13 protein-coding genes and 1 tRNA gene are annotated in these 13,428 nt (G+C 64.4%); 2 read left to right on the forward strand and 12 right to left on the reverse strand.

Annotated elements, in window-relative coordinates; all coding sequences use genetic code 11:
• Positions 1 to 475 precede the first annotated feature (475 nt).
• The 4 genes from ACTIFP_RS12140 to ACTIFP_RS12155 form a co-directional block, all read right to left on the reverse strand.
• The gene (locus ACTIFP_RS12140) at positions 476 to 1,780 is read right to left on the reverse strand and encodes a tyrosine-type recombinase/integrase (protein WP_439568966.1); all 1,305 of its coding nucleotides are present in this window, start codon (positions 1,778 to 1,780) and stop codon (positions 476 to 478) included.
• A 167-nt stretch (positions 1,781 to 1,947) separates the two neighbouring features.
• A tRNA-Thr gene (locus tag ACTIFP_RS12145) sits at positions 1,948 to 2,022 on the reverse strand.
• A 90-nt stretch (positions 2,023 to 2,112) separates the two neighbouring features.
• Positions 2,113 to 2,979, reverse strand: a complete 867-nt coding sequence (locus ACTIFP_RS12150; protein ID WP_439568967.1) for a sigma-70 family RNA polymerase sigma factor — start codon at positions 2,977 to 2,979, stop codon at positions 2,113 to 2,115.
• Positions 2,979 to 3,434 carry a carboxymuconolactone decarboxylase family protein gene (locus ACTIFP_RS12155; RefSeq protein ID WP_439568968.1) on the reverse strand — a complete coding sequence of 152 codons (456 nt, stop codon included), beginning with the start codon at positions 3,432 to 3,434 and terminating at the stop codon, positions 2,979 to 2,981. The genes ACTIFP_RS12150 and ACTIFP_RS12155 overlap by 1 nt, the downstream gene beginning before the upstream one ends.
• A gap of 139 nt (positions 3,435 to 3,573) precedes the next feature.
• Between ACTIFP_RS12155 and ACTIFP_RS12160 the strand changes: the two genes are divergently transcribed.
• The gene (locus ACTIFP_RS12160) at positions 3,574 to 3,954 is read left to right on the forward strand and encodes a DoxX family protein (RefSeq protein ID WP_439568969.1); all 381 of its coding nucleotides are present in this window, start codon (positions 3,574 to 3,576) and stop codon (positions 3,952 to 3,954) included.
• A gap of 216 nt (positions 3,955 to 4,170) precedes the next feature.
• Here ACTIFP_RS12160 and ACTIFP_RS12165 read toward each other — a convergent pair whose 3' ends face one another.
• Both ACTIFP_RS12165 and ACTIFP_RS12170 read right to left on the reverse strand, forming a co-directional pair.
• The gene (locus ACTIFP_RS12165) at positions 4,171 to 5,145 is read right to left on the reverse strand and encodes a DUF6607 family protein (protein WP_439568970.1); all 975 of its coding nucleotides are present in this window, start codon (positions 5,143 to 5,145) and stop codon (positions 4,171 to 4,173) included.
• A 23-nt stretch (positions 5,146 to 5,168) separates the two neighbouring features.
• Positions 5,169 to 7,424: a TonB-dependent hemoglobin/transferrin/lactoferrin family receptor gene (locus ACTIFP_RS12170; RefSeq protein WP_439568971.1), complete on the reverse strand. Its 2,256-nt coding sequence runs from the start codon at positions 7,422 to 7,424 to the stop codon at positions 5,169 to 5,171.
• A gap of 209 nt (positions 7,425 to 7,633) precedes the next feature.
• Here ACTIFP_RS12170 and ACTIFP_RS12175 point away from each other — a divergent pair, with 209 nt between their 5' ends.
• Positions 7,634 to 8,749 carry a hypothetical protein gene (locus ACTIFP_RS12175; protein WP_439568972.1) on the forward strand — a complete coding sequence of 372 codons (1,116 nt, stop codon included), beginning with the start codon at positions 7,634 to 7,636 and terminating at the stop codon, positions 8,747 to 8,749.
• 39 nt (positions 8,750 to 8,788) lie between these two features.
• Here the strand turns inward: ACTIFP_RS12175 and ACTIFP_RS12180 are convergent, their stop codons facing one another.
• From ACTIFP_RS12180 to ACTIFP_RS12205, 6 genes are all read right to left on the reverse strand, one after another.
• Entirely contained in the window at positions 8,789 to 9,037 is a 249-nt protein-coding gene (locus tag ACTIFP_RS12180) for a hypothetical protein (protein ID WP_439568973.1), read from the reverse strand.
• Between the two features lie 106 nt (positions 9,038 to 9,143).
• Entirely contained in the window at positions 9,144 to 10,151 is a 1,008-nt protein-coding gene (locus ACTIFP_RS12185; protein WP_439568974.1) for a PhoH family protein, read from the reverse strand.
• A gap of 131 nt (positions 10,152 to 10,282) precedes the next feature.
• Entirely contained in the window at positions 10,283 to 11,629 is a 1,347-nt protein-coding gene (miaB, locus tag ACTIFP_RS12190; protein WP_439568975.1) for a tRNA (N6-isopentenyl adenosine(37)-C2)-methylthiotransferase MiaB, read from the reverse strand.
• A gap of 7 nt (positions 11,630 to 11,636) precedes the next feature.
• On the reverse strand, positions 11,637 to 12,422 hold the full coding sequence (locus tag ACTIFP_RS12195) for a lysophospholipid acyltransferase family protein (protein ID WP_439568976.1): 786 nt from the start codon (positions 12,420 to 12,422) through the stop codon (positions 11,637 to 11,639).
• Positions 12,394 to 12,819 carry a Fur family transcriptional regulator gene (locus ACTIFP_RS12200; RefSeq protein ID WP_077147848.1) on the reverse strand — a complete coding sequence of 142 codons (426 nt, stop codon included), beginning with the start codon at positions 12,817 to 12,819 and terminating at the stop codon, positions 12,394 to 12,396. The genes ACTIFP_RS12195 and ACTIFP_RS12200 overlap by 29 nt, the downstream gene beginning before the upstream one ends.
• Positions 12,820 to 12,951: 132 nt before the next feature.
• Entirely contained in the window at positions 12,952 to 13,386 is a 435-nt protein-coding gene (locus tag ACTIFP_RS12205) for a MucR family transcriptional regulator (protein WP_439568977.1), read from the reverse strand.
• Positions 13,387 to 13,428: the final 42 nt, after the last annotated feature.

Raw genomic sequence — 13,428 nt, forward strand, 5'->3', positions numbered from 1 at the left:
CGATCCACAAACTTGGGACGACCGTAACGACCGCTATTTCATGTCGCTTTACAAGGAAGATCGAGATCTCGGAGGGTTGTACGGGCTCTGTGCTGCAACATGTCGAGAGACCTATCACCATTGGCGCGTGTTTACGAATACGGCCGATGGTGCGTGCATTGAAATTCGCCGTGAGCCGCTCGAGGCGAGGCTTGTCGAACTTCCCGGCGTGCGGTTTGGTAATGTCGATTATCTCATTTTAGAAAGAGTGGAAGCGTTGAGTTCCGCTGACCTTGACCGGCTACCCTTCGTCAAGCGCTGGGGATTCGAACCGGAAACCGAATATCGGATAATATGCGAAACGGCTGAGCCGCAACGTCCGGCCCTTGCCATTGACTTTCCCGTCAATCTGATAGGTCGAATCTACCTCAACCCTTGGCTTCCCGCGTCGATCGCTGCAAGCCTGAAGGAGACGCTGCGGGAAATCCCGGGCTGTTCACGGCTGTCCATCGCAAGCTCGCACCTGATAGATAGCGGCCGTTGGAAGAGCGCAGGCGACAAGGTGGTTGGAAAACAATCTGCTCCAGATATCAAGCTCACGAAGTCGAAGGCGGTCGCGAGAACCAAATCGTGATAAGCCGCGCCAAGGCAAACGTGGAGGCCCTTGCGATACAACCTCTGTCCGTGCGGACTGGTTATACGCCGAGCGAACGCGGTCAGGATCGTGATGGGCGAGCGATTTCTCGATGGCGTCGGGATGCCAGCGACCAGACTCGTTGAGCAGCGTGCTAGCGACCGCGCGGAACCCGTGCGCGGTCATTTCCTCATTGGTGTAGCCGATCCGGCGCAGTGCTTGGTTCAGGGTGTTTTCGCTCATCGTCTTTTTCGGCGTGTGGAAGGCCGGGAAGAGGTAGGTGGACGGATGCTGGAGCGATTGCAGTTCGCGCAGCAGCTCGACGCTCTGACGCGACAGGGGAGCGGTGTGGGGCCGCTTCATTTTCATCTTGGCGGCAGGAACGTGCCAAACCGCTTCGGCCAGATCGATGTCATCCCATTCGGCGGTTCGGATCTCGCCGGGACGCAGGAAGACGTGGGCCGCCAGTTGCAGACCGATCCGCGTTTCGACCCGGCCGGTATAATCGCCAATCGCGCGCAGCAGCTCTCCGACCTTTTTGGGTTCGAGGATTGCTGAGCGATGCTTGACCTTGGGAATGACGAGCGCGCCGCGCAGAACGTCGGCGTGATTGTACTGAGCGCGAAGCGTCGCAATGGCGTATCGAAAGACGCGGCCAGCGAACGAGCGGGTCCGCAGCGCCGTTTCGTGATGTCCGCGCCTCTCGATCCGCTTAAGCGCCGCCAACAGCTCGTGTGGTGACACCTCTGCGACCGGGACATGGCCAATGTAGGGATTGAGAAGATCCCGAAACCACCGCAGTTTGCTGAGAGTTGCGGGCGACTTTCCCTCAACAGCCATCTTCTCAATATACTCGTCGGCAACGAGGCGAAACGTGTTGCGCGCCTCTGTCATCGCCTTGATCTTCGCCTCGCGCCGCTGCTTGCCCGGATCGACGCCTTCGGCGATCTTCTTCCGGGCCTCGTCGCGCTTCTCCCGTGCGGCTTTCAAGCTGACCTGAGGGTACTTCCCAAGCGCCAGCTTCTTCTCCCGGCCATCGATCCGGTATTTGAGACGCCAGAGGAGCGATCCGTTCGGTTGGACGAGGATAAACAGCCCCTCGGCGTCAGACACCTTGTAGGGCTTTGCACGGGGCTGGAGATTCTGGATTTGAATGACCGTAAGCATGGCAACTCCAATTCAGGACTCGAACTGGTCAATCGCCGAAAATTTGGCCCCCAACGAGGGTCAGACAGCCACGGATTTGCATGGACGCGTACAGACGATCAACGTCTTGCGTATAGCACATCAGAGTGATTTTTTGAAGGTTTTCCGCCACTTATCGGGACGGGGACTGGTGCCGCTTCAGGACTCGAACCTGTGACCCCATCATTACGAATGATGTGCTCTACCAACTGAGCTAAAGCGGCAACGAGGCGCGCCTCTAACAGCGTGTCGGGGCGAAAACAAGCGGCGTTGTTCGCGGACGTGGTCGCCGCCCGGCGATGCGCGGCGCGCGGTCAGTGGACGTGCCGCAGCTTGTCGGGATTGCGCATCACGTAAATCGCCGCGACCTTGCCGTCGACGATTTCGAGCGCGGTGGTTTGCAGCTTGCCGTCGGCCTCGCGGGTGACGAAACCCGGCAGGCCGTTGATCGTCCCGGCGTGGACCAGCGTCGAGCCATATTTGCCGAACAGGACCGCCAGGCTGCGGTGCAGCTTGAGCACGATATCGTAACCGAACACCGGCTCCGTCACCGCCGGACGCTTGCCGCCGCCGTCGGACCACAGGCCGACGTCGGCTGCTAGCAGCGCGCCGAGCGCGGCCATATCGCCGCTGCGCGAAGCGGCGAAGAAGGCGTTGGCGATCTGGAGCCCCTGCTCCTTTTCCAGCTTGTAGCGCGGGCGCGCGTCGCGGACATGGGTGCGGGCGCGCGCCGCAAGCTGGCGCGTCGCGGCAGGATCGCGGTCGATCGTCTTCGCGACCTCGTCGAATTCGACGCCAAAGACGTCGTGGAGCAGGAAGGCGGCGCGTTCGAGCGGCGACAGGCGTTCGAGCGCGAGCATCAGCGGCAGGGTGACGTCGTCCTCCTCTTCCTCCTCGACCAGCGGTTCGGGGAGCCAGGGGCCGACATAGGTTTCGCGGCTGCGGCGCGCCGATTTGATCTGGTCGAGGCAGAGCCGGGTCACCGTGCGGCGGAGGAACGCCGCGGGCTCGCGCACCGCGGCGCGGTCGGTACCGAGCCAGCGGATGAAGGCATCCTGCACCACATCCTCGGCGTCGGCGACCGAGCCGAGCATGCGGTAGGCAACGCGGGTGAGCAGCGGACGCAGCGGGTCGAAACCGACCGCTGCGTCCGCCGCGTCATGGGAACCCGGCCGGGTCATCAGGCCGCCTTGGCCGCCGGAACGTCGTACCAAAGGTCGAAACCGACCGCGAGGCGGTTCCAGCCGTTGATGATGTTGATCATCAGGGTAAGGTTCACCTGTTCCTCCGGGGTGAAATGCGCTTCGAGCCCTTCCTTGGCGGCTTGCCGTGTGCGACCTTCGGACAGGCGGGTCAAGGCATCGGTCCACGCCAGCGCGGCGCGTTCGCGCGGCGTATAGACGGGCGCTTCGTGCCAGGCGGCGAGCAGATAGAGGCGCTGTTCGGTTTCGCCGTGCGCGCGGGCGTCGATGCTGTGCATATTGATGCAATTGGCGCAGCCGTTGAGGATCGACGCACGGATCTTGACCAGCTCGATCAGGCTTTTTTCCAGGCTGTCCTGCACCGCGAGCGACAGGCCCATCCACTGCTTCATCAGCTGCGGCGCGGCGGCGAAGGGGTCGGTTACGATGGTCATGGTCTGTCTCCTTTGGTTGGTTTGTACCGACTTGACGAGACAGGATCGACGGGTGTGACATGGCGCGCAAAAAAATTTCGCACGGGCGCAAAAATCCGGTAGCCTGTCTGCCTCGACAATGATGAGGAGGGGGTCAGTCATGAAGTTTCTCGATGGTTTCGGCGAACAGGCCTATGCGTTGCTACGCATCGTCGCGGGTCTGTTGTTCCTGGCGCATGGGGTGCAGAAATTCTTCAATTTCCCGGTCGCCTTTCCCTATCCGCTGAACCCGATGCTACAAGCCGCGGGCGCGATCGAGCTGATCGCGGGCGGGCTGATCGTCATCGGGCTGTTCACCCGCCCCGCGGCCTTCATCGCCAGCGGTATGTCGGCGGTCGGTTACTGGGTCGCGCACGGAATGCAAAGCCCCTTCCCGATCGTCAACGGCGGCGAGACGATCGCGCTGTACTGCTTCCTCTTCCTGTTCATCGCGACGCGCGGGGCGGGCATATGGAGCGTCGACGGGGCACGGTCGAAATAGTCGCGATCCTCCCCCGACGGGGGAGGGGGACAGTTCGGGGTCGTCCGGTCCCCCGGACCGGACTTGGATTGCCGGGGGCAATCCAACCCCGAACTCGCAGCATGGTGGTGGAGCACAGGAGGTGTTTCCTGCCAAAGCAGCGAAGCGCGATGACGCACCTGCCCCTCCACGACCTTCGGTGGTCCCCCTCCCCGTGCCGGGGAGGATCGTGGGCCGTCACAGCTTGCGCGTGTTGGCCTCGATCAGCTTTTTCGCCTCGGCGATGGCTTTGGCGGTGGTCAGTTTCTGGTCCTGAACCTCGTCGGCGATTTCGAGCAGGCGGCCGCTGATCACGGTGCCGGTCTGTGCTTCCTCGTTGATCGCGATACCGCCCTTGGTCGCAGAGACGCGGTCCCATTCGGCACGCACTGCGGCCCAATACTCCTTGGTCGCGGCCCAATAATCGTCGGCCGCCTTCACGTCATATTGGTCATATTTGATATAGGTGTTGAGGACATATTCCTGGACGATCGGGACCAGCTGGCCGTCCTTTGTCCCCATTTTGGTGTTGTCCTGCCAGTGGATCCAGCCGTCGGGGCTGGGCTGGTGGCGGTTGATCGACAGGTAGCGGTCATAGACGGGACCCCGCACAGCGTCGCGGCGCGCGAGCGGGCGCCACGTCCAGTTCGAGCGCCAGCGGCGGACGCCGCCCTGCGTTTCGAACTGGCCCCAGCCGCCGTAACGCGGCGAATCGTCGACCTGCCATACCGTCTGCGACCAGCGGCCGGTGCGCATGCGTTCGGGCACATCTTCCCACGTCCAGCTGTTGCGATCCGAATAGACGAGCAGTTTTGCGGGCTCATATTCCCAGTCCTGCCGCCAATGCTTGATGATCATGCTCTTGTCGTCGTCACCGGTGATGACGAGCATATGCTGGAGGACGATCTTGCGGCCGGTATCCTCGATCACACGGACGACCTCGTTGCCGCCCGAGCGTTTGGGTTCGAGCACTTCGTAGGCCGGATCCCAGCGCGTCGATTCCTGCATGTTGAAGCTGACGCGGTAGTTGCCCGCCATCGCGAGGATGTCGGCGCGGTCCTGCTCGAAACTGGCCGCAGCGGCGTCGGCGGCGATCGGCGGATGAGCAGAAGCAGCCGTGGGGAGCGCGGCGGCGAGCAGCAGCGCGGCGGCGAGATGGCGGATATTCCTCATGGGGTGCAGTCCTTCGTTGCGGATCAGAAACGGAAGCTGAGCGATACGCTCGCGTTGCGGCCGGGCTGGGTATAGGCGTCGGCGCTGGCCGGAACGGCGGGCGCCGCGGCGGTGCCCCCCATCGCGAGGCCGCGCACGTCGCTCCACCAGCTGTATTTTTTGTCGAGGAGGTTGAAGACCCCGGCGCGCAGCGTCAGCCCGTCGGTGATGCGCGCAAAGGCTGTCGCGTCGAGGATGGTGAAGCCGTCGGGGCGGAAGCAGGTCGGGGTGCACAGGCCGGTGGTGCGCGAGGCTTCCTTGCGTGCGGCATGCGTCATGATGAGCTGGCCGCCGAAGCGCCCCCCAGCCTCGCGATAGCCGACCCCGGCGACCAGCTTGAGCGGATCGATCGACGACAGCGGCGAGCGAACGCCGTCGGGGTCGATGATGTCACCCTTGGCATAGGATAGGGCGAGCGTCGCATACAGGCCGGACGACGCTCGCCCCTCGAACCGCGCCTCGGCCCCTTTGACCCGGACGCGATCGAGATTGACGAATTGAAAGAGGATGGGGTTGGCGATCGTCCCGACGCCGCCGACCTGTTCCTGGCTGATGAAATCCTTGTACCGCGCCGAAAAGGCGGTGACATCGAGGCTGACCGCGTCGCTGGAAAAGCGCGCGCCGCCCTCGAAACTTTCGCTGCGCTCGGGCCCGAGGTCGGGGTTGGGGAGCGTCCGGTACGCCGAGAAAGGCGAGGTCAGATTTTCGAAGAACTGATTGACCTGCCCCGGTTCGGGCGCCTTGAATCCAGTCGCATAATTGGCGAACAGCCGCACCTGATCGGTGAGCTTCCACACCGCGCCGAATTTGGGCGAAACGCGCGAGCCGTCCTGCTTGGCGCCGCGGAAGGTGGGCAGCAGCGGGTCATTGTCGGGCGACAGGTCATACCAGTCGAAGCGCAGCGCCGGGTAGAGCAGCAGCCGGCCGTCGGCGATCGCGATCTCGTCGCCGACGAACAGCCCGGCGCGGGTGAAATCGGTGCTGGGGAAGGCGCGCGTCGGATAGGTTTCGCCCGTGGGCGGCACGGTGCCGCCGCGCAGGCCGCGCTGGCGGGTCTGGCTGATGTCGCCGCCGAAGACGAGGCGGTGGGTGATCGCGCCGGTCGTGAAATCGGCGCGCGCGTCGGCCGAGGCGCCGAAGACGCGGTTCTCAAAGGTGTTGAGCCGGGTGCGGTCGGCGAGCGGGGTACGGTCTTCCTCGGTATATTGGCGGTCCTCGCCGTCCTGCCAGTAGAGCGCAACGCGGGCGAAATCGATCACCCCCTCACCTTCCCAGCTCCAGTCGAGCGACACGCGCTTGCGTTCCCCGGTGTCGAAACCTTCGAGGCGGTCGACCGACGCGCTGCGCCCCGACAGGCCGTTGGTGTAAAGGCGGGTGTCGAGATATTCGCCGGTCAGCCGCAGCTTGTGGCCGTTCGCGGGGTCGTAAACGATGCGCGCCAGCGCCGCGTCCGAGCGGCCGTCCTGCGGGTTGGCGAGCGTGCGCGCCGCGCCGATGCCGCCTGCGGTGCCGAGGCTGCCCTGGTTCTCCAATTCCTGATAATCGCGGCGGGTGTAGGCCGCCATGACCGACCAGTCGCCGCTGCGCCCTGCAAGGATCGCGGTTTCGCTGAACTCTTGGTCGGCGCTGCTATATCCGGCGCGGAGCAGACCGCCGATCGCCTTGCCCTCTTCGAGGAAGTCCGCCGGGTCGGAGGTGATGAAGCTGACCGCGCCCGCCAGCCCGTCGCTGCCGTAGAGCGCCGATGAGGGGCCGCGCAGGATTTCGACCGATTTGACGAGGCCGAGATCGACATAATCGCCGCGCCCCGACGCCTGGGCGCCGAAGCTGAAGCCGTCGGGAACGCGGACGCCGTCGACCTGGATCAGCACGCGGTTGCCGCCGATGCCGCGGATATTGAAGCTGTCGTTGCCAGCGCGGCCCGTCGCGCCGAGCGCGGCGCCGAAGCGCGCGGGCTGGCGCTGGACGCTGACCCCGGGTTCGAAACGGACGAGGTCGCGGATGTCGGTGACCAGTTCGTCGGCGATCTGCTCGTCGCTTTTGACGGTCACGGTGACCGGAATATCCTCCGCCTTCACCGCGGTGCGCGTCGCGGTGACGACGATCTGATTCTTGCGCGCCGCCCAATAATCACCGTCATTGTCCTGCGCAAAAACCGGCGGCGCGACGGCGGCGAGCGCAAGGCCCAGCGCGGTGCCGACGGCGAGACGGTTGGCGGACGGCAAACGATGGTTGGTCAAGCTTCTTCCCCTGATTGATTGCGACTGACTCGCAATAGCGGCGCATTAGAGCGGCGCCTTTTCAGGGTCAAGCTTTATGCTATTAAGAATCGTTTGCGATAATAAAGGCCGATGCGACTCCGATGGCCGATGGCGGCGGACCTGCGATTAACCAAAGCGCAAACCGATTGTGCGACAAGCGCGCATCGATCACCGACCGCGAGCTTGCCATGCCGTTTCCTCATGAAATCCAGTCGGCGCTGCTGTTCGACGCGCCCGTCCATCATCTCGAAGCCGTGATGCGCGGGTTCGTGAACATCGAGACCGCGCGCACCGGCGTCGGCTATAATCTGGTCGAGGCGAAGCCGGGCGTCTTCTATCGCCTGTTCGGCGGCGGCGAGGTCATGGTGACGCTGGAATATGTCGCGGCGCCAGCGAACCCTGACGTTTTCCGCCAGCCGGTCGAATCGGCGATCACGCGCATCTATTGTCCCGACATGGCGAACCGGCTGATGCGCCACACATCGCACATCCTGATCAACGTGTCGCACGGCGCGCTGAGTTCGACGCCCGAGATCGACAAGATGCTCGACCAGATCGGCTATGTCCGCCCGGGCACGACGCTGGCGCAGTTCCTGCGCCGCATCGAGGTTTGCACCCTGCTCTCGCGGCTGGCGCAGGACGATGCCCCGGCGAGCGTCGTCCATTGGACGCAGAGCAACCAGCTGTTCCCCGGCGAGATGTTCGACGCGCTCGCCACGGGGTCGGTCCCCGGGCCGCTGCATATCCATCCCTATCTCTATGGCAGTGGCACCGCGGCGAACGGCAAGGCGCTCGCCGGTATCCGCACCTTTGGCGCCGGCCATTTCATCGACCGCGAAATCCGCATCGAGCCGAGTGAGCTGCCCTGGTCGGCGAATTTCGAGACGATCCTGGCCTTTCTGCGCGTCGCCACGACGCAGAACGGCTATGTCATTCCCGACGGCGACACCTTTGGTCCCGAGGACGGCAGCCTGTCGTACCGGGTCCGCCATATCGCGGCGCGCGATGACGATGTCGCGCTCTATGAGCTCGAACCGCTGCTGCACCGCGAATATGGATTCCAGTCGGACGATTATGTCCCGCGCGAGCGCGCCTTCGACGACCGATCGCCGCCCGCCGACCTGATGCCCCCCGCGCCGGGCAAGCGGCAGGAACTGCTGGACGAATGGCAGGCGAAGCGCGCGCTGGCCGAAGGGATCGGCGGCCGTTTCGAGGTTCGCGCGCGGAACCCGCAACCGAGCGCGCCGTCGCCGCAACCCTCGGGCTTTGGGGTGCGGCGGGTGTTCGGGCGCAAGGCGGGTTGATTGCCGCTGCCTATAAGAAGGGAGCGTCGCTCCCTATGCTTATGGGGTGGTCCGCAGAACACTCACGCCGTTGCGCGTGAAGCCCACCGACGTGTCTCTACCAACCATCAGCCGATAGTCGTGGGACTTGTCACGAAGCTGTTCGTTCTGGCGTTCTTTTGCTTGGCGGTCGCGCTCCTTGTTCGCTTCGGCCATGACCTTGTCCATTTTTTCCTGATTCATTTCGGTAGCATGGGCGGCCGGCACCAGAGCGACGACGGCGATCAGCACAGCAACAGAGTTCCGCATGATATCCTCCCCTCAACGCCAAAAACCTAGCGTTGAGAAACCTATCTCATGTTCCCGGTAGAGCCAGCCTGAACCCAGTTGTAAGCTGCGGTTCATTAAACGCTCGCTAGGCCCCCGGCCCCTCATAGGCATCGACGATGCGCCCGACGATCGGGTGGCGGACGACGTCGGCGCTGGTGAAATAGCTGACGTTGATCCCCTCAAGCCCCTCGAGCCGTCCGACCGCGTCGGCCAGACCCGATGACGCCGGGATCGGCAGGTCGACCTGCTTGGGGTCGCCGCAGATCACCATGCGGCTGTTCATGCCAAAGCGGGTCAGGAACATCTTCATCTGCGGGATTGTCGTATTCTGCGCCTCGTCGAGGATGATGAAGGCGTCGGCCAGCGTACGCCCGCGCATGAAGGCGAGCGGCGCGATCTCGATCTCACCCGATGCAATACGGCGCTCGACCTGCTCGGCGGGTAGGCAATCGTGGAGCGCGTCGTAGAGCGGGCGCAGATAGGGATCGACCTTTTCCTTCATGTCGCCGGGCAGGAAGCCGAGCTTTTCGCCCGCCTCGACCGCGGGGCGCGACAGGATCAGGCGCTGGACGCTGCCGGTGATCAGCTGCGCGACCGCCTGCGCCACCGCGAGATAGGTCTTGCCGGTGCCCGCGGGGCCGAGCGCGAAGATCACATCGTCGCGCGCCAGCGCCTTCATATAGGGCACCTGCGACGGGGCGCGCGGGACGATCGTCTTTTTGCGCGTGCGGATCATGATCGGCGGCGCTTCATCCTTGTCGTGGCGGATGATGCCGTCGAGCGTCGGCTGCGCCGACATCGCAATGACGCCGTCGACCATGCCGGCATCGACCTCCTGCCCCTGCTCGATGCGGTTATAGAGGTCGATCAGCACGTCGCGCGCGCGCGCCGCAGCTTCGGCCTCGCCCTCGATCTGCACACGGTTGCCGCGCGCCGAAATATAGACGCCCAGCCGGTTTTCGATGCCGACCAGATTGCGGTCGAACTCGCCGAACAAAATGCCCAACAGCTGCGTTCGCTCAAATTCCGCGGTCAATCGGACACGGTCGCCGGGTTCGGCGGGAGCGGGGGCGGTCAGCGGGCGTTTGGACACGTGGGCAAGTCTCCTAGGCTAGGGTTCATCCTGTGTACTCGCGCGCAGGCGGGAGTCCATCACCGATAGTTTCGGCATTCGACGGAAGGAGACGGAGTGTGTCTTCGTGGAGACAGCTTCCGCCAAGCGCACTAGGCGACTTCTTCCATCAACGGCTCGGCGGCCACGCTGTTGGCCCCGGCCGACACGATCCGCACATCGACCATGTCGCCGATCGCGAGGCCGGGGGCGATGACATGCGCCGACTGGAGCCACGGCGTCTTGCCGATCAGCTGGCCTTCGAGCTTGCCCTTGCGTTCGAGGAGCAGCCGCGTCGTGCTGCCGACCGATGCCGCGTTGAACGCCTGTTGCTGGTCGTTGAGCAGCGCCTGCAGGCGTTGGAGGCGGTCGTTCATCACCTCCTCCGAAATCTGGTCGGCCATCGTCGCAGCGGGAGTGCCGGGGCGGCGCGAATATTTGAAGCTGTACGCCATGGCGTAGCGCGTCTGGTGGATCAGATCGAGCGTCGCCTGGAAATCTGCCTCGCTCTCGCCGGGGAAACCGACGATGAAGTCGCCCGAGATCGCGATGTCGGGACGCACCGCGCGGACGCGTTCGATGACGCGCAAATAACTCTCGCTGCTGTGGCTGCGGTTCATCGCGGCGAGGATGCGGTCGCTGCCCGCTTGCACCGGCAGATGGAGGAAGGGCATCAGCTTGTCGACCTCGCCATGCGCGGCGATCAGCCCGTCGGTCATGTCGTTGGGGTGGCTGGTGGTGTAGCGAATGCGCTCCAGCCCGTCCTCGCGCGCCAGTTCGCGGATCAGACCGTCGAGGCCGATCACCCTGCCCTTGTCGTCTTCGCCGTCCCACGCGTTGACGTTCTGGCCGAGCAAAATGATCTCGCGCGCACCGCCCGCGACGAGCGCGCGCGCCTCGGCGATCAGGTCCACGAAAGGTCGGCTGATTTCGGCGCCGCGGGTATAGGGAACAACGCAATAGGTGCAGAATTTGTCGCAGCCTTCTTGCACGGTCAGGAAGGCGGTCGGGCGCTGGCCGGCGGCGCGGCCCGGCAGCGCCCCGAACTTGCTCATCGCCGGCATGTCGAGATCGACCGCTTTCTCGCCGCGCGCGGCGCGCGCGATCAGGTCGGGCAAGCGGTGATACGCCTGCGGGCCGACGACGACATCGACGGTTGGGGCGCGGCGCGCGATTTCGGCGCCCTCGGCCTGCGCGACGCAGCCCGCGACCGCGATCGTCGGACGGCTGCCGTCGGCGCGTTTCAACCGACCGATGTCCGAATAGACCTTCTCGGCCGCCTTTTCGCGGATGTGGCAGGTGTTGAGCACGACAAGGTCGGCGTCGGCGCCGTCGGCGGCGGCGACATAGCCTTCGGCGCCCAGCATCTCGGCCATGCGCTCGCCGTCATAGACGTTCATCTGGCAGCCGAAGGATTTGACGTGGAAGGTTTTGGCGGTCTTGGGGGAGTCGGATGTCATCGGCGCGCTATAGGCGATGCCGCGGCGCGGCGGAAGCCGCCACGATTTTGGCGGCAATCGCGCCGCGTGCTGCCTCGTTGATCGCCTTGCGGTCGTGCTCGGCTGCGTCGGGCAGCGGGTCGAGATAATGGATGGTCAGCGGGATGGGGCGTTTGCGCGCGAGCAGCCGCTTGAAATTGCCCAGCCCCGATTCGGGGTCGAGCCAGGCGATGTCGCCCGCCCCTGGGCCATAGTCGAGGAACACCGGCTGGACCTGCAAATTGGGCGGGGTCGGAATGACCGCCTGGAACAGGGAAGCGCGGAATGGCAGCAGCCCGTCGCCGGGGCCGGTCGTCCCCTCCGGAAACAAGGTCACCGGGCAGCCGCGGGCGAGCGCCTCGCGCAGGCTGTTCGCCTGGCTGTGGATGTCGCGCCTGGCTTCGCGCTGGACATAGATGGTGGCGTTCTGGTCGGCGAGCCAGCCGACGAGCGGGGTCGTGCCGACCTCGGCCTTCGACACAAAGGCCGATCGCGCCGCGCCGCCCAATGCGAGGATGTCGAGCCAGCTGACATGGTTCGAGACGAACAGCACGTCGCGGCGCAGCCGGGTGCCGGTGGTGCGGATGCGCAGCCCGGCGATCCAGCCGACGGCGTTGAGGAACGCCATGACCATCGGCGAAGGGCGCCCGATGGCGCGGTAAAGAAGATGCGGCACGATCAGGAACAGCAGCGCCAGCACCATCAGGGTCAGGCGGGCGATCGTGCGCCAGGTAACCCGATCGGGTCTAGTCGCGCTTGCGATCGAGGGCGACACCATAAAGCTCCATGCGATGGTCGACGAGGCGGAAGCCCAGCCGTTCGGCGATGACCTTTTGCAACGCTTCGAGTTCGGGATCGACGAATTCGATCACCTTACCCGTTTCGACGTCGATCAGATGATCGTGATGCGCCTCGGGCGCAGCTTCGTAGCGCGAGCGACCGTCGCCAAAGTCATGGCGGTCGAGAATGCCCGCTTCTTCAAACAGGCGCACGGTGCGATAGACGGTCGCGATCGAAATGCCGCTGTCGACCTTTGACGCACGCTCGTACAGCGTTTCGACGTCGGGATGATCCTCGGAATCCGAGATGACGCGCGCGATGATGCGGCGCTGCTCGGTAATGCGCAGCCCCTTTTCATGGCACAGGGCTTCAAGATCGATGGTACCGGACATGCTGGCCTTTCCTGCAAGATGCAGCCGCGTCTTTTTTATGATTACTGTATAGGGTCAGCCCCGCGATAGGACAAGGGCGGCACCCGGCGGCGCCGCCCCATCCCGTCGCTGCGCCGGACCGGTATGAAAGCGTCAGACTTTCGCCTTGCGCTTGCGCCCGCCGCCGCGGCCCTTGGTGCCAAGGCCTATTTCCTTCGCCAGCGCGCGGCGCTTTTCGGCATAGTTGGGCGCGACCATCGGATAGTCGGCGGGCAGGCCCCATTTGGCGCGATAGTCGTCGGGGGTCATGCCATAATGCGTCATCAGGTGGCGGCGCAGCATCTTCAGCTTCTTGCCATCCTCGAGGCAGACGATGAAGTCGGGCTTGACCGAGGTGCGGATTGACACCGCGGGGACCAGTTTTTCTTCGACGACCGGCGCGCTGCCAAGTCCCGACAACGCGGCGTGGACATTATTGATCAACAGCGAAAGATCGGAAATGGCGACGCTGTTGTTGCTGACGTGCGCGGCGACAATGTCGGCGGTCAGGGTAACCAGCATCTCGTTGGTATCGGCTTGGTCGGACATGAGACTGTTCCTTATTATTTTTACCCAGAAGAGCGGCCCGCG

This window comes from Sphingopyxis sp., from assembly GCF_051861155.1.
Lineage (GTDB): Bacteria > Pseudomonadota > Alphaproteobacteria > Sphingomonadales > Sphingomonadaceae > Sphingopyxis.

What these genes read in the sequence shown, in the direction of transcription:
- ACTIFP_RS12155 (WP_439568968.1), bottom strand. Translation starts at nt 3,434, where the DNA reads ATGACCATCGTAACCGACCCCTTCGCCGCCGCGCCGCAGCTGATGAAG.
- ACTIFP_RS12180 (WP_439568973.1), bottom strand. Translation starts at nt 9,037, where the DNA reads ATGCGGAACTCTGTTGCTGTGCTGATCGCCGTCGTCGCTCTGGTGCCG.
- ACTIFP_RS12175 (WP_439568972.1), top strand. Translation starts at nt 7,634, where the DNA reads ATGCCGTTTCCTCATGAAATCCAGTCGGCGCTGCTGTTCGACGCGCCC.
- ACTIFP_RS12205 (WP_439568977.1), bottom strand. Translation starts at nt 13,386, where the DNA reads ATGTCCGACCAAGCCGATACCAACGAGATGCTGGTTACCCTGACCGCC.
- ACTIFP_RS12165 (WP_439568970.1), bottom strand. Translation starts at nt 5,145, where the DNA reads ATGAGGAATATCCGCCATCTCGCCGCCGCGCTGCTGCTCGCCGCCGCG.
- ACTIFP_RS12160 (WP_439568969.1), top strand. Translation starts at nt 3,574, where the DNA reads ATGAAGTTTCTCGATGGTTTCGGCGAACAGGCCTATGCGTTGCTACGC.
- ACTIFP_RS12200 (WP_077147848.1), bottom strand. Translation starts at nt 12,819, where the DNA reads ATGTCCGGTACCATCGATCTTGAAGCCCTGTGCCATGAAAAGGGGCTG.
- ACTIFP_RS12150 (WP_439568967.1), bottom strand. Translation starts at nt 2,979, where the DNA reads ATGACCCGGCCGGGTTCCCATGACGCGGCGGACGCAGCGGTCGGTTTC.
- ACTIFP_RS12140 (WP_439568966.1), bottom strand. Translation starts at nt 1,780, where the DNA reads ATGCTTACGGTCATTCAAATCCAGAATCTCCAGCCCCGTGCAAAGCCC.
- miaB (WP_439568975.1), bottom strand. Translation starts at nt 11,629, where the DNA reads ATGACATCCGACTCCCCCAAGACCGCCAAAACCTTCCACGTCAAATCC.